Below are 25,134 nucleotides of genomic sequence, written 5' to 3'. Positions count from 1 at the left end.
TTATACCAGAATCAATTCGCCTATGGTGGCATAAAATAAATAAGTGCTTACTTTTGGATAACCCATCTCCTGTAAAAGATCGCGGTAACCATGTACTTGCTTCACATGACTGCGGCTTTGTTTTTTGGTAAACTTATAATCAATTACAATGACATCGTTATCTGCAGTAAATAAGACCTTATCAGGACGGTAACTTTTACCTGTAATGTCAATAATACTCTTTTCATTTACACTTTGAGTACTGTTTAATAACAGATTCTGGAGATCCTGATGCTGCAAAACATTAACCGCCTGCTTTTTAAAGTCTGCAATCTCCTTTTCTTTGAAAAAACCTTCCGTCAGCATCTGACCCAAAACTTCATCCACTTCATCTGTATCAGCTGCACGGGCCAGTACTTCATGCAAAATACTACCCTCACGGCCTGCATTATCATTCAACAGCATGTCCAGTTCTTTCTTTCTGACATCACTGTTAAAGACCTCACTGAGCCTTTCTGATAAAGGATAGGTGTTCAGATTGATAATTTCAGGACCGGTATGTTTTGATAAACCTCCGCCACCCTTTTTTATCACTTCTTCTTCCAGCAGGAATCTTCCTTCTGAAGTAAGCTGATCTTCAAATATCCTGATTAACAAATCACCAATCGTACTGACTGTTTCAGCTTTTTTGCCCAGACAGCTGATATATAAATACTCCTTTGTCCGCGTAGTTGCTACATAAAGCATATTTAAAGCATCCATATTATTATAAAGCAATTCTTCATAATAAGGTATGGCAACTGCCGATGCGCCAAGAGAAGATGTATATTTCAGCGGTATACTCTGCAGCTGGTGATATGGCGTATTTGCAGCGGGAACCCAGAATACAGTATTGATTTTACCGTTGATATCCCAGTTACAAAATGGAATCATGACTACTTTAAAAGCCAGTCCTTTGGATTTATGAATCGTAATAACCTGTACAGCATCAGTATTTTCTGAAGAAGGCAAAGTCTTTCTGCTGCCTTCTTCTTTCCAGTATTTCAAAAATGAGGTAATTCCTTTTTCTCCCTGACGCCCGATATTACCAGCCAGATCTCTTAAAGCAAATAAATATGGCAGATGATTGGAATGAGGCTTTTCATTAAGGCCGTAAGCTGAAATTAGTTTCTCCAGCAGTTCTGGTAAGGGCTGCTGCATCCAGCTTCGCCAATGTTTGCACAAACCGGCAGGCAATACATCCGTTAACTCTTCGAGCTGTTTGCTTTTAAGGTTAAACAGGGACGCAGGGTCTAACGTGCGCTGCTGTAATTGCGCATATAAACTTATACAATTTGCTTTATACAGTGCTGTATTAGCCGGCATTCCGGCCATCACCATTAAGGTATCAATCAATATTTTTACAGCCGTATTATTGGCCAGCAGCAGTGCTTCTCCGGAAATGACACTGATGTTGTTCTCCATGAGTATATCAACCACTGCAATCGCTTCTGAGTTAGAGCGTACCAGTACACAGGCATCGCCAGCCTGGTAGCGTTTTTCTTCTATCAAAAGCCGCTTAAGGGTTTCAACCATTTTTCGCAGCGCCTCTGCCCTGAAGCTGGTTTTATTTAGCGGGGTATCATTTTCATCTGTTTTTAAAACATTAAAATCGATTGTCCCTCCATCTGCTGTACGGGGTGTAAGTTTTTGTTCAGCCTCTGCATAAACATCTGTAATAATATGACCAAAGCCTTTCTCTTCCCACCAGCTGCTTAAAGCCAGATTAGTATGCTGCTCTTCTACTGTAGTATTAATATTTTTCTGCATTAATATGGGCAATGCCCTGAACAGAATATTATTAAAGTTGATAATATTTTTAGTGCTTCTGTAGTTCTCTTCCAGGCTGGAATCTGTTACATAGGCACTTCCTATGTCTTTTTTAGCTTCCTGATGAAGAATATTCCAATCTCCGTTACGCCATCTGTAAATAGATTGTTTGACATCTCCTACAATTAAATGATCAATGAGCTGACCGTTCGCTTCTGCCAGTGCATTTTTCAGCAGGGGCCTGAAATTACCCCATTGATTGGCAGAGGTATCCTGAAACTCATCAAACAGAAAGTGACGGTAACGGCTGCCGGTTTTTTCCCAGATAAACGCCGGGTTATCGTCATCATCACCTGTAATTCCTTTTAAAAGATTTTGTGCGTCACTGATCAGTAAACTTCCGCTTTCTTCGCGGTATGTTTTTAATAAGACGGCCATCTCCTGCATCAGGCGCAGGTAATACAGGTTTTTATTAAAGGCCTGGGCCAGAATATAAGCTGGCAGGCCATCTGTATAAGTATGATATAAATTACGGATAACCGGATTTAATGCATCATACAAAGAGGTATCAGACCCGGGTTTGAACCATTCTTCAGGTTCATCTATTAATTTAGCCAGACTTTCAAGTTTGGCGAAGTCCTCTTTTTTTTCCAGATCAAAATCTTCATCTGCAATTTTCTTCAGGTTATTCAGCGGAGATCTGGATTTTCCTTTCAGATTATCCGGATTTATTCCAGAGGATTCAAATAGCTGAAATGCTTTTACAGAAAGCTGCCTGATCATATCCTGAAAATGTGTAATCTGTTTCCTGGTATCTTTTTGATAATTACCAAACAGCGCATTCATATCTGTATGCTGCATCAGCTCCTGAATGGCATTATCAAATGGCTGATACCTTTCTTTAAATATCTCCCCTGCCAGATCGGTTAATTCAGATCTGTAGTTCCAGCTGATATTATTACTGATTCTGTCTAATGCCAGGTCGATGATCCATTGCAGTAACTGCGGATTAACATCTAACTGCTCATCGAGTTTATCTGCCAGTTCGTTTTTGACTTTATCAAAATTCATCTCCAGTTTATAGCCGGAGTCCAGCCCCAGTTCAAACGCAAATCCCCGGATTACTTTTTGGACAAAACCATCTATTGTACTCACCGAAAAACGGCTGTAATCATGTAGTATTCTTTTATAAATTCTGGCAGATTTCTCCTGTAATGTGGATGTATTTAAGTCTGGATGCGCCTTTAAAACAAGTATTCTATAGTCTTCCACCTCCTGATCGCCCGTAGCAAAGCCTTTTAACACTTCCATAATACGGGTTTTCATTTCTTCGGTTGCCTTGTTGGTAAAGGTAACCGCAAGAATCTCCCTGTACCTGGTTTCACCAGACAGTAAGAGTGTTAAGTAGTGTGCCGTGAGGCTGAATGTCTTACCTGACCCTGCAGAAGCTTGTAATATTTTTAAAGGTTGGGGCATGTGGTGAAGTTAGAACATTTTAGAGCGAAACGAATCATATTTATTTCTTCTTATAATCTCATTACAATTACCTTTCAGGAATTGTATACATTTAGAAAAGTTTAAGCTATTAAAAAGATTGGACATGAAAAAACTATCATTAGTACTATTAGCCACACTGGCGATATCAACTGCGGGTTTTGCACAGAAACAAAAAACAGCCGCCGCTAAAACCAGCGTCGTTAAAGAAGAGGTAAAAATATATAATCCGGACGCCGATGCAAAGGCCGATATCACTGCCGCAGTCGCAAAGGCTAAAAAAGAGAAAAAACATGTGTTTATCCAGGTAGGCGGAAACTGGTGTTCATGGTGTATTGCTTTTCATCATTTAGTGGATAATACTCCGGCACTGAAAACGTATCTGAACGACCATTATGAAACCGTACTGGTTAATTATAGCAAAGAGAATAAAAATGAGGCTGTAATGGCAAGTCTTGGCTATCCAGGCCGTTTCGGTTATCCGGTTTTTGTTATACTTGACGGAGACGGAGAAATATTACACATACAGAATTCCGGTTACCTGGAAGAAGGGAAAGGACATAGTGCAAAAAAAGTTACAGAATTCCTTCAGGGCTGGACTTACGAAGCATTAGATCCTGCAACCTACGCCAAGGACAATTCGAAATAATTATTTCTTTAAAGAAAGCATTCCATTCATCAGTTCACTATTGAACTCTCCGATTTTGGTCTCATGAAGCATGAGATGTATTTTGTTCCGGATATCCTTAAATTCGTTGTGAAGCGGACATGGGTTTATCTCGGAACATTGTTTAAGTCCTAAACCACACCCAAAAAAGATATCATTTCCATCTACAGCGGCAACTATATCACTTAGAGGCCTCTCCAGAGAAGCGTCGTCTAAATAAAATCCGCCATTAGGTCCTTTAGTGGATTGAACTATCCCCTTACGACTTAAATCCTGTAAGATTTTTGCCAGGAAAGGTTCTGGTGAATCTATTCCTACTGCAATTTCTTTAATGCCTACTCTGCCGCTCTGTCCGGCTGTTCTGTGTGCAATAAAGAAAACTGATCTGATTGCATACTCACAAGTTTTTGAAAATATTCCCATCTCTGATTATACTACAAAGATAGTAATAAATTAAAGATAGAAACGTTGCTGTTTTTCATCATTAATCTCATTCTGAGTCCGAAATAATAAAAGACTATTTTATCCTTTATTATTTTTTATTACCTTTGACCTATTAAATCATACCTGAGCACATCAAAAAAATGCACAACTGCATTCCTATAAAAGACAAAAAGGTATTAATATATTTTATTATGACTGACGAACAAAAACGACTGATTACAGTTACAGTACCAGTATTAAAAGAAAATGGCGTTTTATTGACTACACATTTTTACAAAAGGATGTTTACGCATAATCCAGAGCTAAAAAATATGTTTAACATGGGAAATCAGCAAAGTGGTAAACAACAGACTGCCCTGGCAATGGCTGTACTTGCCTATGCAGAGAATATAGCCAATCCGATGGTTCTGTTACCTGTAGTAGATCGCATCGGACATAAACATACCAGTTTAGATATCCGTCCAGAGCATTATATGATTGTAGGCAATCATTTACTGGAATCTATTAAAGAGGTTTTAGGCGAAGCTGCGACTCCGGCAATTATTGATGCCTGGGGGGCTGCTTATCAGCAACTGGCCAGCCTGATGTCCGGTCATGAAGCTAAACTTTATGAAAAGCAGACTATAAAAACAAATGGCTGGACGGGATGGAGACCATTTAAAGTGGGAAAGAAAAATATAGAGTCAGCAGAAATCACCTCTTTTTATCTTTATCCGACTGACGGTGGCCATGTTCCAATGCATATTCCTGGTCAGTATCTCAGTGTCCGTACCTTCCTGCCAGACCTGAACTTAAATCAGGCACGTCAATACAGTATTTCCAGTGCCCCTAATGAAGAATATTACCGCATCTCTGTTAAAAGAGAAAAAGGACAGAACCTGGATGCGAATGGGCTGATCAGTAATTATCTGCATGATTTTGTAAACGAAGGCGATGTGATAGATCTCACCTCTCCTGCCGGAAACTTCATCCTTGCTGAAAATATAGCAGCTCCAATTGTACTGATCAGTGGTGGCGTAGGCCTTACTCCTTTAATGAGCATGCTTCAAAGTCTTACCGGGAAAAACCATACCCAGCCTATTACCTGGCTCCATGGCTGCAGAAATAAATCAGTCCATGCCTTCAAAGATCAGTTAGATCAGATTACCAGTACCAATAGCAATGTAAAACAGCATACCTTCTACAACGTGGTTACTCCGGAAGATATAGCAAATGGTGTTATGGAAGGTCATCTGGACATCAGCAGTATCCTGGAATTACATCAGCATCCTGACACTAATTATTTCATCTGCGGTCCATCGGCTTTCATCCAGAAACAATTTCAGGATCTCCAGGCACAGGGAATAAACAAAAACGCGATCTTTTTTGAAGAGTTTGGTCCTCAATTACTCCAATTGAACTAATGGGCATAAAAAAGAGCTGCGCTTATACAAAGGTTCCTTCTGCAACAGAACTCCTGTCTGAACAAAGCAGCTCTTTTTTTGAACTTACAATCCGGAATTAAACCTGAAGCTATTATTTACAGTAACGGGTAATCTACCTGTTCCGGTTTTCACATTTTCGATAACCTCGGCAGCTGCCTTCTGCATATAGTCCTCTTTCTGATAAGCTACAACCAAAGACTTCGCTTTTTCTATTCCCGGGAGAGCAGCCAGATTATAAGGATTAGCAAACAAAGCAAAAACCGCATTTTTGGCAGCCATATTGCTGATCAGCATCTTCAAATCGCCACTCAGTTCCATTCCATTACCCGGACGTGTTCGTGTATCATGGATTCCTATAATTACCTGATCAAACATCCCCAGTTCCCTGACTACTTTTGCAACAGAGTTAGCATTTGCATTTTTTTCGAGGCTAAAAAACACAGAATTCTTATAAAAGCCACCCAGTTCACGTTGAAATGTCGTTACCCCTGGCGTACCAATACTGATTATAGCTGTTTTTTTCCCGCCGGCCAGCGCTTTAATACCACCGGCACCATTGAGTACAGTCATTGACGCATCAGCCAGCTGCTGTAACAAAGCCAGGCTTTCAGGTCTGTTCACATCAGCCGCTACATGTGCTGTATTTACCGTATCTCTTTTATTTACACCTGCCCAATATTTGGCAATCAATATTTTACGGACACTTTCATCAATTCTGTCCATACTGATTCTACCATCTCTGACCGCGTCGCGTACCAGCTTAATTGCTCTTTTGCTGTTTTCAGAAATCTCCAGAATATCATTACCGGCAATAACAGCCATCAAATCTGCTTCGCCATCCTTAAAATTCTTGACTACTCCTTTCATCTCCATCGCATCAGTGACAACCAGTCCTCTAAAACCCAGTTCTCCTTTAAGAAGACCAGTTACGATCGGCTTAGATAAGGTAGAAGGTAGTTTGGGGGTATTATCAAGCGAAGGAATATTCATGTGCGCGATCATCACTCCGGCAGCACCTTCCCTGATCAATTCTCTGAAAGGATAAATTTCCAGACTATCTAATCTTGCTTTGGTAAAATTAAGCTGCGGAAGATCATAATGAGAATCAACATCTGTATCACCATGGCCAGGAAAGTGTTTTAAAGTAACCAGCAATCCTCCATCCTGCATTCCTTTCATGTAGGCCGCAGCCTTTAGGGCTACATTATATTTGTTTTCGCCAAAAGATCTGTAATTGATAATCGGATTTTTAGCATTGTTATTAATATCAACATCGGGAGCCAGATTCATCTGCATCCCAATTCTCTTATAGTCACGGGCTACTTCCAGCCCCATTTTATAAATCAGCTCCTTATCCTGTATAGCACCGAGAGCCATTTGATAAGGATATGAAATTGTACTATCCAGACGCATTCCCAGCCCCCATTCTCCATCTGAGGCTATTAATAGCGGGGTACGTGCCAGTGCCTGATACTTATTGGTCAGAATCGCCTGTCTACCAGGGCCACCCTGAAAAAAAACCAGCCCCCCTATACGCTCTTTTCTGATTACATGTCCGACAGAATCTTCAAATGCCTGTCCTTTATTGGTATGAGCTCTGACAAAAAACAACTGGGCAATTTTATGCCGCTTCTTTAATTTATGAAGAACTGAATCAACCCAATGATTAGAATCATCCAGACTTTGGATATAAGATTTTTTTTGTGCCTGAACAGAAAAAGCGACAATGAACAGCAGAGCTAAAATCAGGAAGAACCGTTTTTGAATCATGAAAAAGATATGGTTAGTGATCCAAAGTTAATCAAAAGCTGCAAACCAGCGGGAAAGCAATGACTAAAAGCTCACAGCAAACCTGATATCAGCCCGGGACCATCATCATGTATCAAATTTGATACAGATAAAGCGATAACCTCTAAAGAGATCAAAATTATAAATCAGTCTTCAAAGTTTTGTTTATCAAGACGTAAAGCTCTGATCAGGATCTTTCAGGCTCCCGTCTCCAGAACTGGCACATTTATTTCTATGCCCACCCCGTTAATGCAAATTAACCAGATAAAGCTGGTATAAATTTATACCAGCTCAATAGATCCATTTAAAAAACATGATGATGAAAAAGATCTTAATTTTGGCTATTGGCCTTTTTGTAGCTACTGCAGCAAATGCACAGGATAGAATTAAATTTGGTGTAAAAGCCGGTGTAAATCTTTCGGACATTATCAAAGGCGATGGCAACAACAATTTCGACACCAAAGTAAAAACAGGATTTAATGCAGGTGTTACCCTGGAAATTCCTTTGATCGCAGGTCTTGCTTTCACACCAGAAGTTTTATATTCACAAAAAGGGTATAAACTGACTTCTCCGCTTGGCGAATTCAGACAAACAACAAACTTCATTGACGTACCTATTTTAGCAAGTTTCAGATTGGGCAGCAGCTTTAACATAGTTGCAGGTCCCCAGGTATCCTTTTTATTATCGACTAAAAACAAGTTCATTAACGGATACGGAAGTGTTGAGCAAACTAATGTAGAAAATGATTCAGACAGATTTAAGAAAAGTCTGGTTGGAGGTGTAATCGGTTTCAGATATGATGTCAATGACAAATTTGACATTCATGGACGCTACGCATTAGATTTCCAGAAAAATAATGAAAACGGAACATCCAATACTCCTGAATTCAGAAATCAGGTATTCTCTTTAGGAGTAGGCGTTAAGTTTTAACCAGATTCCAATACCTATGGAAAATCAGCCCTGGTTTCTTTAATTAGAAACAGGGCTTTTTTATTTAAAATTCGACGTGGGCTCTCAAAGAGAAAACATTGACTGGTCCGCGGTCCTTATTATAAGCAGGATGTAAGACAAACTGATAATCCGGAGACAGGAAGAACTTTTTCTGGTAAACATTCACCTTATAATAGGCTTCGGCAATCATTTCAGGTGCATAATTCAATTTCCCATCACCTATGATGAATCCATATCCTCCGTGTGCAAGGTAATCCCGGTGTGCTGCAGAGATCCCGTTCCCAACAAAGGCAAGACCAATCTCTGCATCTTTCTGATGCCAGCTTTCTCCTTTCAGGATAGCACCAAAACTTACCGACCTGTCAATTTCTGTAAAAGCCCATGTTTCGGTCTTCCCGTCATTATAACTGGTTTTAGCGAATACACCCAGATCAGCATTCACATTTTGTTCTATATTAATCCCGAAACCATATTTATTTCTGCCATAATCACGGGTCGAGGTAATATCGGGAGCAGCCGGATTTTGAGCAACTGCCAGGCGGTAATCGCCCATTTTTGCCGCATTATCATAACCCAGCACACGCAATGTCCCTTTTTGTCCGCCAATTCTGTATCTTTTTTCATATTCTAAAGTAAAGGCGTGGGCCTTACTTATTTTACCGTCCCAGACAGCTCCGTTTGCAGTATTGGTTACCATAGTCGTTGCCAGACGTAAAGTCCAGGTGGGTTGTCCTAATTCAAGTATAGCTCCGAATACATATCCTCTTGTATTTGCAGGATAATCCCATGCTCCATTAGCCATTAAAGACCAGTTCATAAACTGAGATCTCGCATCATGACTAAAAGCATTATTGTCAAAGAAATCACTGAGGCCAAATTTACCCGCAGTAATAGAGAAATATCTTTTTTTTCTGTAACCGGCAAGCTGATTTGCATCATCCGCTATAGTATCTGTCTCTTTTCCCCAGCCAAAAGTCTGTACCAGATAAGCTCTGGCAATATAAATTGCAGGTTCAGGAGATCCGATACGGAACGTTTCGCCATTGGTAAATCCGGCCACACCCAAAGCCTGACTGAATCCTTTACCTCCGGACATTTCAGGATTGAAATAAGCTTCAGCGCCTTTCCATAAACGCGCTCCACCAAATAAGGTCGTCGTAAAAGATGTAGCTGTTTCATGTGCAGCAGAAAGACTGTTATCTCCGGAATACAAGGCATGAAACCCGGGTTTGGTCTGGGTAATTACTGTTTGCTGAAAATGAAAGTTGAATCTTTTTTTAAACAGGCTATCTGTCTGTGCGTAAATTGGCAGGGCAATAAAAATGGCTATTCCCAATAATATTATCTTCTTCATAGGATGAGCGCAAAGATATTAGAATACAATATTACTGAGATTAAAACCAGATTAAAGAAATTCTTTTTTAAGCAGGCCTTTTTTGTCTTTAAAATTCGTTTTAAGCGTAGATAAATATGGTCATACTTCTTGGTCCGTGCGCACCCAATACCAGCGACTGCTCAATATCAGCAGTCTTCGACGGGCCTGCAATGAAGGTTCCAAAACCATAATCAGCTTCTGCGATTTTCTGGTAGGCTGTATGCATATCAGGAACCAGCGAAGAAAGTGGAATCACCATCACAATATGCTGTGTAATAAAAGGTAAAACTCTTATTCTCATCTGCGCCTCGGTAAGCCACAAGGCAGAATTTTCAGCAACTCCCAGTTCCGGTTTAAATATAGCTACGTCCACATCAGCATAACTATGCGGATCTGCATCAAACTGAAATTCCGGAACTGCTGCTGAAACTAATTCTTTTACGGTAGACAGGATACGTTTCTCTGCCGAAAACCGGGCAGCAATCATGGGCTGTATAGCTCCAAATTCATCAACCAGATGTACTGTACTCCCAATTCCTTCAGCAACGGCCTTAAATTTAGCCTGCAGCTCAAGAATTTCTATCTGCTGCAGTGGCATTGAAGCTGGCAGAGGTGCCAGTTCTGGTTGATTCTGTCTTAAAGCGGCTAATATTTTATCTCTGCTCATTCTGATTTAACATTCTTTTTGTACCACTCTCCAAATGATTGTTTTGGAACTTCGGGCATATCTCTTTGTTTGTACCATGGATTAAACTGATTATTCACAGCAAAAGGTGCATATTTCATGATCAATCTTCCCGCTTTACCTGCTGTACGGTAAATTCCCGGAGAAGAAAGTGTATAGTTCATCAGCTTCATGCTCATTTTCTTAGATGAAGCGGCATATCCTTCCTGAACAATAACCTGTCTCCATTTATATAATTGCTGATGAATATCAATTTTGACGGGACATACATTGGAACAGGAACCACACAGCGTAGATGCAAAAGGCAGATCTGCATATTTTTCTCTATCCAGATTAGGAGCCAGAATTGCACCTATCGGTCCTGAAATTGCATAACTGTAACTGTGCCCGCCACTTCTTCTGTAAACAGGACAGGTATTCATACAGGCACCACAACGTATACATTTTAAGGATGCCCGGAAATCTTCACGTCCCATTTGAACGGTACGTCCGTTATCAACCAGCACAATATGCATCTCCTGCCCTTCTCTCGGTCTTTTAAAATGACTGGAATAGGTAGTGACCGGCTGTCCGGTTGCACTTCTGGCTAATAAGCGAAGAAAGACACCCAGATGTTTACGTTTAGGAATAATTTTTTCAATTCCCATACAGGCGATATGGACATCAGCAAGATGAGCGCCCATATCTGCATTTCCTTCATTCGTGCAAACCACAAATTCTCCGGTTTCTGCAATAGCAAAATTAACACCGGTCAGGGCTGCTTTTCTGGTCAGGAATGTTTCTCTTAAATGCTGTCTGGCTGCTTCTGTAAGGATCTGTGGATCTGAAGTCCCGGCTTCCACACCAAGGTGCTGATGGAAAAGATCTCCGATTTCTTCTTTTTTCTTGTGAATGCAGGGCAACACAATGTGACTTGGTGGTTCTTTGGCCAGCTGAACTATTCTCTCTCCTAAATCAGAATCAATTACTTCTAAACCCTGTTTTTCCAGATATTCATTCAAATGGCATTCTTCTGTCAGCATAGACTTGCTTTTCACCATTTTGCTAATCCCGTGCTTTTGCAGAATACCATGTACAATCTGATTATGCTCTGCGGCATCTGCTGCCCAGTGTACAATGATTCCATTGGCCAAAGCCCGTTCTTCAAAGCTAACCAGGTAATCAGCAAGATTAGATAAAGCATTATTTTTAATCTGTGAAGCTTTTTCTCTCAGTGTTTCCCATTCCGGAATACCATGAGCGGATTTATCTCTTTTCTGTCTGATCCACCATAAGGTTTCATCATGCCAGTTTACCCGTTGTTCATCCTGATTAAATAGTTCAGAAAGCTCAGGATGGTCTTTTGTTTTTGTATTCATAAAGCAATCTTATCCTGCATTTAGTATTTCTGCAATATGCAGTACCCTTACTTTACTGTTTCCTCTTTTTAGAATCCCTTCCATATGCATCAGGCAGGACATATCTGCTCCGGTAATATATTCTGCACCATTTAACAGGTGATCGTTGACCCTGTCTTTCCCCATTTTCACCGAAACCGCTTCTTCAACCACACAAAAGGTCCCGCCAAACCCGCAGCATTCATCTTCTCTTTTCAGATTTATCAGTTCCAGTCCTTCGACCTGAGATAAAAGCTCCTGAGGTTTAGAATAATAAGGGGCAACCAATTCACTCATTTGTGAGAGTAACAATCCCCTTTGCCCATGGCAACTCTGATGGAGACCAACTTTATGAGGAAATTTCGCCTTGAGGTTTTTCACCTTCAATACATCAACCAGGAATTCCACCAGCTCATATACCTTTTTTCTTATTCCTGAGGCCTGTTCTTCTGATTTTTCAGTATGCAGATGTTCTTTAATATGTAAGACACAGCTACCGGAAGGAGAGACTATATAATCGAATTCAGAAAAATTATCTACAAACAGCTGATTACATCCCTGAGTGAGATGCTCAAATCCTGAATTGGCCATCGGCTGTCCGCAGCAGGTTTGTCCGGTCGGATAAGTCACATCCAGACCCAGTTTTTTTAATAATTGATAAGTTGCAATACCTGCATTAGGATAAAACTGATCAACATAACAGGGGATAAACAGGCCTACTCTCTTCATAAGGAAAAATCATTAGAAGCAGCATAGTACTTTAATTCAATTAAATTATCTGGCATAAGTTTCGTATTCCATGTTTTATGTATGGCCAGAGCTGTTCCGATAGCGGTAGCCTGTGCCATTGATGCTGCAAATACGGCCATATCAGGGAATAATCTGGCCAAAAGGTTCATATAAATCTCATTCTTACTAAAGCCACCATCTACGAAAATCCGCTTCACACTATAATCTCCCATTACTAATTTCGAAGAATTGTACTGTTGTACTGCAATATCAAAAATTAACTGGTGATATGCTAACGTATCTGTAGAAAAAACAAAAAGGTTACGTTGTTTAAAATCAATATCGCTATGTATCGCCCCCTGTTCCTTATTCCTGATTAAACTTCTGATCACATCAGGATCAAACTTCATCTTTTTATAGCGGTTAACACTTTGCTTAAAATGTCCGGCAATACGTTTGACCTGCTGATCATGTTCATAACCAGCAAAAATACGGGAGGCTTTTACTGCCTTACCCTGATACTGCAGATAAGAGAGACAATCATTTTCCAGTTCTGCACTGGTGAGAGGAGAAGAATTAAACGGATTCAGGGTTATACACCAGGTCCCTGTAGAAATTAATACAAAAGGTTTATGAAAATTAATCAGATAAGGAATGAGCGCAGCGGAACTGTCATGTAGTCCTATACCTGTGAGATAGGCAGAGTTAAAAGCCAAAGCCGGGAAAACCTGTTTAACATTTACAACAGGTGCCAGTTTAAGATCCAGGCCTTCATTTTTAACCCAGTCATGGTATTGATTTTTTTTAAAATCCCAGAGTAAGGTATGACACCCGATACTGGTCATTTCTGAACAAAAGATACCTGATACCAGAGAACTCAGATACTGTGGCAGATGCAGTGCATAGCTGATCTTTTGATAAATTTCAGGTTTTTCTTTTTTTATACGGTATAACTGCATTCCTGCATTCAGGCTTCCTAAAATCGGAGACGACGTCGCCCGGGCAATTAATTCCGGACTTCCGTGTTTGGCATGAAACTCCCTTTTGAGTTCTTCAGGATATGTTTTAAGATAGTTATAAAGCGGAGTAAGCGGTTTCCCGTTTTCATCGATGTACACCAGACTTGCCCCATAAGTAGAAAAATTTACGGCTTTGATTTCAAATTCTTCTTTCTTCATTAACTCAGAAAGAGTATCCAGTACGGACAACGTTAAACTCTCCAGGTTTTCGCAAGGATCTCCGTCTTCATCTTCTATTTCCAGAAAACGTGCAGACCGCTCAAAAACAACATTGTAATTTTCATCAAATACAAAAACCTTTTTGTTCGTTTTGCCGGCATCAAAAACCACACAAACGGGTATTCTGCTCATTATAGTCCTATGGCTACAGTTTTACTTCCTCTCTGATTAATCAGTTTTTTCCGGATCTGCTGTTCACGATATAAAGCCAGTGGCTGTGCTGCACCTCCTTTTCTCAGCCGGGCCTCCTGAACAATTGCTCTTACATCGGTGCGAAAAGCATGCTGAAGGATCTCCTGGCAACGTACCACATCATTTTCCTGCTGCGCTATAGTCAGTGCATGCCGGTCAACCATTAATGCCTGTGTGTAGGCTAACATAATAGCTTCTACAGACTGTAACAGGTCTTCCAGCGGATCTTTTACATTATGTGAGGCATCAATCATCCAGCCCAGTCCTGTTGCGTGATCCGTTCCTTTTGCATCCATTCCTTCCACCAGCTCATTAAAAATCAGAAATAGCTGGTAGGGCTTCATGCATCCGGCTGTTAAGTCATCATCCCCATATCTGGAATCATTAAAGTGAAAACCGCCCAGCTTATCTTCCATTAATAACAGTGAGACAATCTGCTCAATATTTGCATTTGGCAGATGATGCCCCAGATCAACTAAAGTATAAGCTTTGGCACCGAGTTTATTTGCATATAAAAGAGATTGCCCCCAATCCCCGACTGTAGCAGAATAAAAATTAGGCTCAAAGGCCTTATATTCTATGAACATCTTCCAGTTATCCGGCAATGCGGCATAAATTTCCTGCAAACTCTCTAAAGTATTCTGAAAAGCTCTTCTGAAATTAAGTTGTCCCGGAAAACAGGATCCATCTGCCAGCCAAATAGTCAATGATTCAGACCCCAAAGCTTTACCCTGATGGATAACTTCAATATTATGTTCAATTGCCTGCTGGCGAACTGCCTTATTTACATGTTGTAAAGAGCCGAATTTATAACTATAAACCTGTCCCTGCTGATCCTGGAAAGTATTTGAATTCATTGCATCAAAATGCAAATCATAATGTGCTGCCAAAGCTTTAATCGCATGGCTATTGTTGATTTCATCCCAGGGAATATGTAAAGAAATAGCACCGCTGGCTCTGTTTAACTGATGCAGCAGGCCAATATCATATATTTTTTCTTCCAGATTACGGGGTTCACCACCAATAGAAAATCTGCCAAACCTTGTACCTCCGGTACCAATTGCCCAACTGGGGATAGCCAGCTGAAATTTAATCAGTTTGCTGATCACCTCTTCCACATGTGCGTATTCTGATACGATAAAATCAAATCTTCGCTGATGATCGGCCTGCAGCTTCTCATTGTGTAATTCTATATGATGTTTTTCCATTTTCCGTGTTTTTTAAAATAAACCCTGCAATTTATCTCACAAATGCCATTGCTATTCCACCATCAACATTTAAAACATTTCCTGTCGATTTTGCCAGCAGCCCTCCCACAAGGGCAAAACAGGCATTTGCAATATCTTCAGGCAGGATAATTTTATTCAGTAAAGTCCGCTTTGCATAAAATGCCGGTAAATCCTCTACCTTTATTCCATAAGCTTTTGCACGTCCGGCAGCCCATTCCCCCTCCCATATTTTACTATCCGAAATCACTGCATCCGGATTCACTACATTAACTCTGATCTGATCATTCCCCAGTTCCGCAGCATTTAATCTGCTCAAATGAAGCTGAGCCGCTTTTGCAGACCCATAACCAGCATTATTAGGCCCTGAGACCAGTGAATTTTTACTGACAATATTCAGAATATCACCTCCCATATCCTGTTTGCGCATAATCCCGACTGCCGCCTGTGTTATTCTAAACTGACCTTTTACCAATACATCGTATAATATATCCAGATCTTTTTCGGTATGCTCTTCAATAGGTTTGGATATAGATAAACCAGCGCAGTTTACAATGAGATCTACCCCGCCAAAAGCCAGCGCAACTTTATGAAATGCTCTTTTAATATCTTCTCCATTAGTTACATCAAGTATAACTGTCGTATAAGCATCTTTACCATATTTTTTATGGAACTCCTGATCTGCTGCAATTAATCGCCCTGCATCATTATCATTGATCAGCACAACTGCCCCTTCGTCCGCAAATTTTCTGGCTATTGCTTTACCAATACCGCCTGCGCTTCCTGTAATTAAGGCAATTCTCCCTGAAAGGGCTTTAGGTTTTGGCATTCTTTGTAGTTTAGCTTCTTCCAGCAGCCAGTATTCTATGTCAAAAGCTTCCTGACGCGGTAAAGCAGTATAGGTAGAAACTGCTTCAGCTCCCTTCATTACATGAATTGCATTGAGATAAAACTCTGCTGCAACACGCGCGGTCTGTTTATCCCTGGCAAAAGAAAAAAGACCGATTCCAGGATAAAGGATGATTACAGGATTGGCATCACGAACAGGGGGACTGCTTTCCTTTTTACCTGACTGATAGTAATCGTTATACATTTTACGATACGCAACAAATCCGGGGGCCAATTGTTCTTTTAATTTTACTGGATCAGAAAGATCTTCCAGAGGGGCTAAGGATAAAACCATCGGGCTGATCTTTGTTCTTAAAAAATGATCCGGACAACTGGTCCCCATTGGTGCCAGCCGGTCTAAATCGTTGGAATTAATAAATTCCAGTACATGCGGATCGTCAGTAAAATGTCCCACTATATGATGCTCACCGGAACAAAAACCACGTAATACCGGAGCCAGCAATGCGGCTTGTTTTTCCCGGAATATCTTTTCCGGGGCCGTTATTTTCTGTCCACCAAAAACCGCCCGGTGCCTGCCATAATTTTCTTCGAGATAAGCAGTGCATATTTCTATAACTTCCAGGCTATTTACATAACTTTCATATGCTGTATTGCCCCAGGTAAACAAACCGTGAGAGCCTAAAATAATACCCCTTATACCTGGATTCTCATCCAGACACTGCTTTAGCTTAAGTCCAAGATCAAAACCCGGCCTCTGCCAGTCCAGCCAGGCTACCGTTCCGTTAAACAGCTCCCTGGTAATCTGCTGCCCATCCTTAGCTGCTGCAATCGCAATTACTGCATCCGGATGCAAATGATCGATATGCTTAAATGGCAAAAAAGCATGTAATGGTGTATCAATTGACGGCGCCTTTGACCAGAGGTCATAAATACAGTGATTGAAAAGTTCAACCATTTCATCTTCATGTTCCGGGCCTTTGTATACCTGCTCCAGACTTCTGAGGCGATCTACATATAATGCGGCCAGACCATCGCGTGTCAGGGTACCAATATCACCACCTGAGCCTTTGATCCACATCACTTCAACCATTTTACCGGTAAGCGGGTCAACAGCCTCTGCTTTACAGGATGTATTTCCACCGCCGTAATTAGTAAGCCTGAGATCTGCGCCCATTAAATTTGAACGATAAAGCAATAATGCGACTTCATCTCCCTCCAGACTGGCAGCTTCAGTTTCATTCCATGTGAAATTTACATGTTTAAAGCGGACTTTTTCTACAGACATCTGATTGATTATTTATAAGGTTATTTAATAGAATTCCCATAGCCCACAACAACTATCGAGGTGATAATCAATACAATTCCAGACAGAATCATAAAAAGGGTTGGCCTACTTACTGCTTTCCATTCTTTTAATACCAGTCCCCATATATTAGCTACCAGAATAATAAAGGCCATATGCAGAATCCATGAACTTGCTCCATTGCCCAGCTTACTTTCTCCCATACCGTAAAAAAAGAACTGAAGAAACCAGGAAGTACCTGCCAGTGCGCAAAAAATATAATTGGATAAAAGAGGTGTGCTTTTATTGCGATAATCACTAAAAGTTTTGTTCCGGGCATTCAGGATCAGACACCAGATCAGATTAGTTGTTAATCCTCCCCATAATAAAACCACATAGGTAACATTATTCTGAAACAGAAATCCGCCCTGCCCGGGATGCATGGTTTTCCAGAGAGAATCAGCTTCATGTGCCATATCTTTTCCGGCATCTATTCCAAAAGCGAAGCAGGCACTGAGAATTCCGGAAATAATAGCAACCAGTAATCCTTTTCCTATGCTGAACTCATTTCCAGGAGCTGAATCATCTTGTTCTTTAACAAGCTCTTTCTCTCTTCTCCATCCGGCTTTTCCGCACAATACAATACCCAGAATACAAACCAGTAATCCTGCAATAACCCATTGTCCCCATGCTGTACTGATTAATTGCGAGAAAGTATCTTTCCCCGATTTTGGATAAAAATCATAATATACAGAAGGAAGCAATGCTCCGAAAATTGAACAAAGCCCCAGAATCACAGAGCTGCCCAGTGATACGCCAAGAAATCTGACACCTAAACCATAGGTCAGACCGCCAATTCCCCAAAGTACGCCAAATAAATAAGTAGGCCAGATAATTGTTCCCTGTGTATGTCTGATGATTTCCCCAAATCCGGGAATTGTGAAATAAGCGGCAAGTGGCGGAACAATTAACCAGGAGAAAATTCCTCCCGTTATCCAGTAACTTTCCCAGGCCCAGCCTTTAACTTTCTTAAAGGGTATATAAAAACTGCCAGAGGCAAAACCTCCGATAAAATGGAATATTACCCCTAGAATGACCTGCATAAACTGTATAATATCTGGTTAGAATAATAAACAATTATAAAACTTCTAATCGGGCTAACTGTACCGTACTGTCTCGGCCTGTATTTTCTAGTCTTGCGCCATACTTTTTTCAATTCTGGAATCCGGTATAAACCAGATGACAGCAACCAGTACATATAAACCGAAACTGATCCATGGATTAACCATAGACAAAACAATCGCCGTGAGATAACACGCAACTGAAATCATTCCTTTCGTCCCCTTTCCTATCGCTTTACTCAGATTTGAGTTTTTCCCTTCATGTTTAATCAGAGAATTTGATAAAATAGAATAGGCAAATGCATTCATCACCATTACAAAGCCATAAAGAGCCATCGGCCATTGACTAAAATGGTTTTCACCCATCCATGCGGTAGCAAAAGGGATAAGCGACAGCCAGAACAACAAGTATAAATTAGACCATAAAATACGGCCGTTCACAGACTTTGCTGCCTGCATCATATGGTGATGATTATTCCAGTAGATCCCAACATAAACGAAACTCAGCACATAACTGATAAATACAGGGATCATCGGGATCAGGGCTCTGAGATCATTGCCTCCATGCGGCACTTTCAGTTCCAGTACCATAATTGTAATAATGATGGCAAAAACGCCATCACTAAAAGCTTCCAATCGTCCTTTATGCATCATTATTTCTTCGTTGTTTAGATTATATTTTTCGTTTCTTTCTATAGAGAACAGAAAGCTCAGTACTATTCAGGTTTAAGTTAAGGAATCAAAATTATCTTTCCTGTACTCTTTCTGCTTTCTAAAAAGTCATGGGCAGATTTTCCTTCTTCCAGCTTAAAAATTGTGGGTTCAGCCCAGTTGATCTTTTTAGTTCTGATCCATTCAAATAGCTGGCCGGATCTTTTTATTCTTTCTTCCCTTGAAGTCAGATAACTCCACAAATCGCCTCCGGTTAATGTTTTGGATCCATCCATCAGCATTCTGGGATCTACAAATGCCGGATCGCCTCCGCTCATCCCAAAAAACACGACCTGACCGCAGTCTCTGGTCACATTAAAGCTATCCTGTAAAGTATTGCCTATGCTATCATAAACTACATCCACACCTCCGGCGGCAAATAAAATAACCTGCTTCTTCCAGTTATCACGATACAGATAAACCTGGTCAGCTCCATTTTCCATTGCAACAGCTGCTTTTTCTTCAGAAGATGTCAGACCGATAACAGTCCCACCCATGGCCTTAATGATTTGCGTTAGCAACTGACCTACCCCACCTGCAGCGGCATGAACCAATACAATCTCACCGGCTTTAACCTGATGACTGTCAGTAGCCAGATATTGTGCAGTTAATCCCTGCAGCAAAACACCAGCAGCTGTTTCAAAACTTATATCCTCTGGCAGAGGTAAAGCATGGCTCACAGGTACCGCAACATACTCTGCATTGGCAAAAGGTACATCAGCAAAAGCTACGCGGTCACCAATTTTAAAGTCTGGATGATGATTTGCATCTGCAACGATTCCTGCTCCTTCATAACCAGCAATATAAGGTGGTTCTCCGGTTAGATGATAATTCCCTTTTCTACGATAAATATCAGCAAAATTCAGCCCTATAGCCTTCATTTCCAATAAAATCTCTCCTTCCTTCAGAATTGGCACTGGTACTTCTGAATACTTTAAAACCTCTGAACCGCCAAAGCTGGAAAACGTTAATGCCTTCATGTTTTTTTTGTTAAATAAATACTAATTTATAACAATGAATATAATAATATCATCTTCCTGAGTATCATGACAGTTCATCCAGATATTGCAGATTAAATTCCAATCCTGAAATAAAAAGACACATTGTAACTTTTAATGTTCAATTAACAATAATCTATTGTAATTTAGCTTTTTTAATAGTGGGCGAAAAACTGATCTGACACAATCATTTTTTGACAGCAGCTGAAGAAATTAAAAAATTACTACCTAATTACCTGTTTCATGATGTTAAACTGCGTTATCATAGAAGATGAGGACCATGCTGTTGAATTGCTGACAGACCACATCCAGAACATGCCTAACCTAAATCTGCTGAAAGTTTATCTTCAGCCGATAATAGCCATGACTGAAATAAAGGAAGAAGACAATATCGATATTCTTTTTCTCGACATTAATATGCCCGGTATATCAGGAATGGATCTGGCAAAAATCCTGAGATCAAAAACCCGCTTTCTGATATTCACCACTGCTTATCATGAATATGCTGTAGAAGCATTTGAGCTTGAAGCAGACCAGTACATCATTAAGCCAATTACTTTCCCAAAGTTTACCATGGCTATTGAGAAGATTATCCGGAAAATCGGTAAAGAATCTCTTGCTCCGGTAATCCCTAAATCAGAGATATTCATTAAAACAGGAGTAATGAATAAAGTGACCAAGGTAAATCCGGCAGATGTAGTCTATCTGGAAGCAAAGGACAATTATATCATTGTTCATACAGATAAGGATAGTATTATTACCTATCTGACATTAAAAGAGGCTCTCCAGACATTAAATCAACTGGAGAACCTGATACAGGTACAAAAATCATTTGTTATTGCCCGAAACAGAATAGGCATTGTGGAAGGGAATGTTATTATTATGGATAAAGGCGTTCAGATCCCCATAGGAAACACATACCGCAAATCATTCTTTGATTATGTAAAACAAAACACTTTAATCTCAGGGAGAATTAAATCCGCTAAGCAGTTATAGGTTTTGAAGAATTAATTACTCAAACAGATATGCTCCGTCTTCAGGTATAATACACCTGAGGTCAGCTCATGCTGTACCACTGCCGCTCTGATATCAGCTCTGCTTTGCGTATTATGGTTTACTACAAATTATCTGAAAAAAGGAAAAGCCCTCGCCCCGGCGCTGAGTGCGCTGGAGTTATGGACTAATGAGTATGCGCAGGAAGAAGTGAATTTACTGAAGTCCGGCTAAAACTGCCTCTCCTACTGCTTTTGCGGATTGTGGATTTTGTCCTGTTATTAAACGCTGATCAGTAACCACATGGCTTTGCCATAGTCCTGATTTTTCAAACTTTGCTCCTCTTTCAATCAACTTATCTTCCAGTGAAAAAGGAACTACATTTTCTAGCTTCACTGCTTTTTCTTCTTCGTTGGTAAAACCGTTTATTTTTTTTCCGTCTACCAGGTATTTACCATTGCTCAGTTTAATATTTACCAGTCCGGCAGGGCCGTGACAAACTGCACTTACTATACCTCCATTTTCATAAATTTTACCTGCAATTGACGCAAGAGCAGTGTTATCTGCAAAGTCCCACATTGCACCATGCCCACCGGCAAAATGTATAGCCACATAATCGTTCGGATTGATTTCAGAAGGTTTCATGGTATGCTCCACCTTTTCATGATATACTTTGTCGTTCCAGAATTCAGCATTTACTCTATCTGTCAGATCAAAGCCATCAACTGGTGCTTTTCCACCCTTAGGACTTACAAAATCAATTTCATAACCTGCATTTTTCAATATTTCCCATGGATGTGAAACTTCTGACAGGTAATATCCGGTTGGTTCTCCGGTACTCCCTTTTTTGTCATGACTTGAAACTACAAACAGAATTTTCTGATGCTTTGTTTCAGGTTTGGCTGTCTGTGCCTGTATGTGGTTAAACATACTATGACCAGTTATCATTAGTATTGCTACGATTAAGATCTTATTTTTCATGTCTTTAAAATTTAATAAGACAAAGGTGAGATAAAATAATCCCGGCCAAAAGGAAGCTAATCACAAAATAAGTGTGATCAGGATCACTATGGATGGCTTAACCGGCTCAGCGTTTCTCTGGATACACCTAAATAAGCGGCTATTAAAGTTTTAGGGACACGCTGGACCAACAGGCGGTTCAGACGAATAAAGCCGTTATACCGGTCCTGAGGATTCTTGTTAAGTAATAATAAAATGCGCTGCTGCAAAGCAACATAGCCCCCATTGGATTTCTTACGGAAGAAATTGGCTATACCATGAATCTCATTACAAAGCTTTTCTTTGTTTTCCATAGAAAGAATCAGTAACTCACAGTCTTCAATACAGTCGATATTAATCGTCGCTTTGGTCTGGTTGAAATATGCCTGAAAATCAGTTATCCACCAGTCTTCCAAAGCAAACTGCAGAATATGTTCTTTATCATCTGAATCTGTATGATATGCTTTCAAACAGCCTTTGATAACCAGGTATTCATTGAATACGGTATCACCTTCCTGCACCAGAAACTGGTGTTTACGTAGTTTTTTAGTAGTAAAGTGTGACAGCACATAAGTAAATTCCGTGTCAGTAAGCGGGATAATTTTTTCTAAATGCTGTCTTAAAGGATGTTCCATTCTATTATTTTTTATCGGCAATGCGCAAAAACACCTGTTCTATACCATCAATATCGTCCATTATCTCGTCTACTTTCTTAAAACCAAAATGAGAAACAAGCCGCAGAGAGGGTATATTATCAGGAGATACAGAAGCGAGGAAACGTGAGGTCCCAAATTCCTGCTGTGCCCAGTCCATTATAGCCTTTACTGCTTCTGTTGCATAGCCACGCTGACGGTAAGCAGCAAATATACGATATCCCAGTTCAGCAGCATCTCTCCCATATTCATAAATGTATTCCGGATCAGGTCTGCTGTGAAAACGGATAAGACCAATCATGGTCATTTGATCTGACAATACAATTGCCCTTGCTGACCAGCGCTGATACAGCGGATCTGTTTTCAATTGTTTCTGACCGTATCTAAAGCCGCTGAGATGAGCTGAAATATCCTCAGTGATTGACACGCCAAGAATTCGTTCAGCAGAGCCAATGTCATTATTCAAACAGGCTCTGACCGCTTCTGCACTGATCAGACGCAATAATAACCGGGGAGTAACTATATCATCGTAAATCTCTTTCATATTTCACTATTTTCACAAAATGCATGATGAGTTACCTTAGCTAAATTAAAGTATTCAGTATAAAATACACCATTGTTATTCTTTTAAATGTACCACGCAATAACCGGGAAAATCATTAGTTTTTTATTGAAACTTTTGTAACTACTTTTATCCCGATGTTACCTGAAGAAATCTTAAAAGATCATATCGCAAAAACAGTATCCTTAACTGACGATCAGTACAGTTATGTTTTTTCACATTTTAAACTAAAATCGTTTAAAAAAGGACAAACCATTATAGCTGCCGGTGACAAAGTGGACAGTGAGTATTTTGTGCTTTCAGGATGCCTGAAGTCTTTTTATCTTAATGATGATCTTAAAATGTTTATCCTTCAGTTTGCAATGCCTACCTGGTGGGCTTCGGATTTCAATGCACTTTACAGTAATTCCAGAGCAACTATCAATTTAGATTGCATTACTGATGCTGAAGTATTCTGCTTATCAAATGAGGACCGGGAAAAGCTTTGTAAAGAATTGCATCCTATGGAATATTTTTTCCGCTGGCGTACCAACAAAGGTTATGTCGCCAGCCAGAAAAGGCTGCTTTCACTGATGAATGATAACGTCAGAAGTCGTTATGAGGACCTCATGAAACTTTACCCCGAACTTTATAATATGGTACCTAAAAACCTGATTGCTGCATATCTTGGTGTTTCAAGAGAAACACTAAGCCGCCTCTATCAGCACGGGAAGTGATGCAGATCACATAAATCCTTTCTTCTTTGAATGTGATCCTGGTCACACGCTTTGCTTGCATTTCCTCCCCAACTTTGTGTTGTAATTAATACATAAAGAAAAATGGAAACTCAAAAATTTGAAATCTCAGGTACCCAAAGTCACCTGGACTGGGTAGGCAGAAAAGTTACCGGCGCGCATCATGGAACCATCGATGTTAAAGCGGGTTCACTAATTTTAACAGGTGGCAAACTTACCGGCGGTGAATTTATTATTGACACCGCTTCTATCAAAATTCTGGACGTAACCGATCCTGCCACGAATGCACAGTTTGCAGGCCATCTGGCTTCAGAAGACTTCTTCTCCAGTGAAAAATACCCCGAAGCATTACTCTGCATCATTTCTGTATCAGAAAACCAGATTGAAGCTCATCTGACCATCAAGGGCATTACTCACCCGATCAGTTTCACCGCTATTGTAAATGTTGACGGGGATATGCTTTTTGCATCCGGAAAACTGGTTATAGACCGTACCAGATACGATATGAAATTCCGTTCAGGAAATTTCTTTAAAGACCTTGGCGATACGCTGATCTATAATGATTTTGACCTTGATGTAAAAGTTACTGCAAGAGCCGTAAAAGAGAATATTTTAGCTTAAAAATTAAGACCATGCCATACATTAAAATAGAAGTAACCCGCGAAGGCGTTACAAGAGAACAAAAACAAATACTCATCAAAGGGGTAACTGACCTGGTTAGCAATACACTTAATAAAGATCCGCACCTGACACATGTGGTCATTAAAGAAATTGATCTGGATAACTGGGGTTATGCAGGTGATCAGGTGTCAGTATTAAGAGAAAAAAGTGTAACAGCTGATAAAAAATAAGGT

23 protein-coding genes are annotated in these 25,134 nt (G+C 40.2%); 7 read left to right on the top strand and 16 right to left on the bottom strand.

What is annotated here, in order from left to right; genetic code table 11:
- Nucleotides 1-3,264 carry a UvrD-helicase domain-containing protein gene (locus PL_RS16050; protein WP_041879281.1) on the bottom strand — a complete coding sequence of 1,088 codons (3,264 nt, stop codon included), beginning with the start codon at nucleotides 3,262-3,264 and terminating at the stop codon, nucleotides 1-3.
- A 124-nt stretch (nucleotides 3,265-3,388) separates the two neighbouring features.
- Here PL_RS16050 and PL_RS16045 point away from each other — a divergent pair, with 124 nt between their 5' ends.
- Nucleotides 3,389-3,931: a thioredoxin family protein gene (locus PL_RS16045; protein WP_041879277.1), complete on the top strand. Its 543-nt coding sequence runs from the start codon at nucleotides 3,389-3,391 to the stop codon at nucleotides 3,929-3,931.
- On the opposite strand, the gene PL_RS16040 is transcribed toward PL_RS16045, so the two are convergent.
- Nucleotides 3,932-4,372, bottom strand: coding sequence for an RrF2 family transcriptional regulator (locus PL_RS16040; RefSeq protein ID WP_200890700.1), 441 nt, complete (start codon nucleotides 4,370-4,372; stop codon nucleotides 3,932-3,934).
- A 212-nt stretch (nucleotides 4,373-4,584) separates the two neighbouring features.
- Here PL_RS16040 and hmpA point away from each other — a divergent pair, with 212 nt between their 5' ends.
- Entirely contained in the window at nucleotides 4,585-5,796 is a 1,212-nt protein-coding gene (gene hmpA / locus PL_RS16035) for an NO-inducible flavohemoprotein (protein WP_041879320.1), read from the top strand.
- Between the two features lie 84 nt (nucleotides 5,797-5,880).
- On the opposite strand, the gene PL_RS16030 is transcribed toward hmpA, so the two are convergent.
- Nucleotides 5,881-7,587 (bottom strand): glycoside hydrolase family 3 protein, encoded by a 1,707-nt coding sequence (locus PL_RS16030; RefSeq protein ID WP_041879274.1) that lies wholly within the window; start codon nucleotides 7,585-7,587, stop codon nucleotides 5,881-5,883.
- 337 nt (nucleotides 7,588-7,924) lie between these two features.
- Here PL_RS16030 and PL_RS16025 point away from each other — a divergent pair, with 337 nt between their 5' ends.
- Complete coding sequence (locus PL_RS16025; RefSeq protein ID WP_041879317.1) at nucleotides 7,925-8,536, top strand: porin family protein; 612 nt, start codon at nucleotides 7,925-7,927, stop codon at nucleotides 8,534-8,536.
- Nucleotides 8,537-8,600: 64 nt separating this feature from the next.
- Here PL_RS16025 and PL_RS16020 read toward each other — a convergent pair whose 3' ends face one another.
- From PL_RS16020 to PL_RS15975, 10 genes are all read right to left on the bottom strand, one after another.
- The gene (locus PL_RS16020) at nucleotides 8,601-9,911 is read right to left on the bottom strand and encodes a carbohydrate porin (RefSeq protein WP_348619895.1); all 1,311 of its coding nucleotides are present in this window, start codon (nucleotides 9,909-9,911) and stop codon (nucleotides 8,601-8,603) included.
- A gap of 100 nt (nucleotides 9,912-10,011) precedes the next feature.
- Entirely contained in the window at nucleotides 10,012-10,599 is a 588-nt protein-coding gene (locus PL_RS16015; RefSeq protein WP_041879271.1) for a LutC/YkgG family protein, read from the bottom strand.
- The gene (locus PL_RS16010) at nucleotides 10,596-11,975 is read right to left on the bottom strand and encodes a lactate utilization protein B (RefSeq protein WP_041879268.1); all 1,380 of its coding nucleotides are present in this window, start codon (nucleotides 11,973-11,975) and stop codon (nucleotides 10,596-10,598) included. Before PL_RS16010 ends, PL_RS16015 begins: the two co-directional genes overlap by 4 nt.
- Nucleotides 11,976-11,984: 9 nt before the next feature.
- Nucleotides 11,985-12,722, bottom strand: a complete 738-nt coding sequence (locus tag PL_RS16005) for a (Fe-S)-binding protein (protein WP_041879265.1) — start codon at nucleotides 12,720-12,722, stop codon at nucleotides 11,985-11,987.
- Nucleotides 12,719-14,092, bottom strand: a complete 1,374-nt coding sequence (locus PL_RS16000) for an FGGY-family carbohydrate kinase (protein ID WP_041879262.1) — start codon at nucleotides 14,090-14,092, stop codon at nucleotides 12,719-12,721. The genes PL_RS16005 and PL_RS16000 overlap by 4 nt, the downstream gene beginning before the upstream one ends.
- Complete coding sequence (locus PL_RS15995; protein WP_041879259.1) at nucleotides 14,092-15,360, bottom strand: sugar isomerase; 1,269 nt, start codon at nucleotides 15,358-15,360, stop codon at nucleotides 14,092-14,094. The genes PL_RS16000 and PL_RS15995 overlap by 1 nt, the downstream gene beginning before the upstream one ends.
- A 31-nt stretch (nucleotides 15,361-15,391) precedes the next feature.
- Nucleotides 15,392-17,512, bottom strand: a complete 2,121-nt coding sequence (locus tag PL_RS15990; RefSeq protein ID WP_041879256.1) for a bifunctional rhamnulose-1-phosphate aldolase/short-chain dehydrogenase — start codon at nucleotides 17,510-17,512, stop codon at nucleotides 15,392-15,394.
- A gap of 20 nt (nucleotides 17,513-17,532) precedes the next feature.
- On the bottom strand, nucleotides 17,533-18,612 hold the full coding sequence (gene rhaT, locus PL_RS15985; RefSeq protein ID WP_041879252.1) for an L-rhamnose/proton symporter RhaT: 1,080 nt from the start codon (nucleotides 18,610-18,612) through the stop codon (nucleotides 17,533-17,535).
- Nucleotides 18,613-18,699: 87 nt separating this feature from the next.
- The gene (locus PL_RS15980; RefSeq protein WP_235324452.1) at nucleotides 18,700-19,284 is read right to left on the bottom strand and encodes a TMEM175 family protein; all 585 of its coding nucleotides are present in this window, start codon (nucleotides 19,282-19,284) and stop codon (nucleotides 18,700-18,702) included.
- 77 nt (nucleotides 19,285-19,361) lie between these two features.
- Nucleotides 19,362-20,321: a quinone oxidoreductase family protein gene (locus PL_RS15975; protein ID WP_041879246.1), complete on the bottom strand. Its 960-nt coding sequence runs from the start codon at nucleotides 20,319-20,321 to the stop codon at nucleotides 19,362-19,364.
- A 261-nt stretch (nucleotides 20,322-20,582) separates the two neighbouring features.
- Here PL_RS15975 and PL_RS15970 point away from each other — a divergent pair, with 261 nt between their 5' ends.
- A complete protein-coding gene (locus PL_RS15970) occupies nucleotides 20,583-21,335 on the top strand; it encodes a LytR/AlgR family response regulator transcription factor (RefSeq protein WP_041879245.1) in 753 nt (250 codons plus the stop codon).
- A gap of 213 nt (nucleotides 21,336-21,548) precedes the next feature.
- On the opposite strand, the gene PL_RS15965 is transcribed toward PL_RS15970, so the two are convergent.
- The 3 genes from PL_RS15965 to PL_RS15955 form a co-directional block, all read right to left on the bottom strand.
- Nucleotides 21,549-22,313, bottom strand: a complete 765-nt coding sequence (locus tag PL_RS15965; protein ID WP_082035842.1) for a type 1 glutamine amidotransferase domain-containing protein — start codon at nucleotides 22,311-22,313, stop codon at nucleotides 21,549-21,551.
- Between the two features lie 86 nt (nucleotides 22,314-22,399).
- Nucleotides 22,400-22,966 carry a Crp/Fnr family transcriptional regulator gene (locus PL_RS15960; RefSeq protein ID WP_041879243.1) on the bottom strand — a complete coding sequence of 189 codons (567 nt, stop codon included), beginning with the start codon at nucleotides 22,964-22,966 and terminating at the stop codon, nucleotides 22,400-22,402.
- Nucleotides 22,967-22,970: 4 nt separating this feature from the next.
- Nucleotides 22,971-23,528 (bottom strand): GNAT family N-acetyltransferase, encoded by a 558-nt coding sequence (locus PL_RS15955; RefSeq protein ID WP_052496106.1) that lies wholly within the window; start codon nucleotides 23,526-23,528, stop codon nucleotides 22,971-22,973.
- A 155-nt stretch (nucleotides 23,529-23,683) separates the two neighbouring features.
- On the opposite strand from PL_RS15955, the gene PL_RS15950 reads away from it, so the two are divergent.
- The 3 genes from PL_RS15950 (at nucleotide 23,684) to PL_RS15940 (ending at nucleotide 25,131) form a co-directional block, all read left to right on the top strand.
- Nucleotides 23,684-24,262 carry a Crp/Fnr family transcriptional regulator gene (locus PL_RS15950; protein WP_041879241.1) on the top strand — a complete coding sequence of 193 codons (579 nt, stop codon included), beginning with the start codon at nucleotides 23,684-23,686 and terminating at the stop codon, nucleotides 24,260-24,262.
- A 102-nt stretch (nucleotides 24,263-24,364) separates the two neighbouring features.
- On the top strand, nucleotides 24,365-24,901 hold the full coding sequence (locus PL_RS15945) for a YceI family protein (RefSeq protein WP_041879240.1): 537 nt from the start codon (nucleotides 24,365-24,367) through the stop codon (nucleotides 24,899-24,901).
- An 11-nt stretch (nucleotides 24,902-24,912) separates the two neighbouring features.
- Nucleotides 24,913-25,131, top strand: a complete 219-nt coding sequence (locus PL_RS15940) for a tautomerase family protein (protein WP_041879237.1) — start codon at nucleotides 24,913-24,915, stop codon at nucleotides 25,129-25,131.
- The last annotated feature ends 3 nt before the right edge of the window (nucleotides 25,132-25,134 follow it).

Source organism: Pedobacter lusitanus (assembly GCF_040026395.1).
Lineage (GTDB): Bacteria > Bacteroidota > Bacteroidia > Sphingobacteriales > Sphingobacteriaceae > Pedobacter > Pedobacter lusitanus.
This window is presented reverse-complemented; position numbering and strand designations above follow the sequence as displayed.